We start from the raw sequence: 408 nt of genomic DNA, 5'->3' as shown, positions 1-408 counted from the left end.
CGCAAGAGTTAGTCCAAGCAAACTTCAGCCGACAAAGCTTTCAATCGCTTATTAGCCAATCTGTGCTACTACTTCAGAAAACTACATCCGTAACCGCGTTATGGGTAGGTGCGACCATGGTGATGTCGCTGGAGTTAACCATCGGTCAGCTCATTGCGTTTAATATGATGGTTAATCATGTGAGCCAGCCTTTCGCTAAGTTAGTCGACTTATGGCAACAGTTTATACAGGCTCGAGTTGCAGTAGATAATCTCGGAGAGATGCTAAACCTTCCTACTGAGCAAGAGCAAGGCGGTTTTTGTTCACAGGAATCAATACGTGGGCATATTCAACTGCAGCATGTATGGTTTCGCTATCAACCTCAATTGCCTCCTGTTTTACGTGGACTATCCATTGATATTCAACCTG

1 pseudogene is annotated in these 408 nt (G+C 44.6%); it reads left to right on the top strand.

Features of this window, described 5'->3' with window-relative positions:
- Positions 1-408: pseudogene (locus tag BCT81_RS05045) on the top strand (type I secretion system permease/ATPase); the annotation flags it as partial.

It is taken from the genome of Vibrio sp. 10N.261.52.A1 (assembly GCF_002876325.1).
GTDB classification, from domain to species: domain Bacteria; phylum Pseudomonadota; class Gammaproteobacteria; order Enterobacterales; family Vibrionaceae; genus Vibrio; species Vibrio chagasii.
This window is presented reverse-complemented; position numbering and strand designations above follow the sequence as displayed.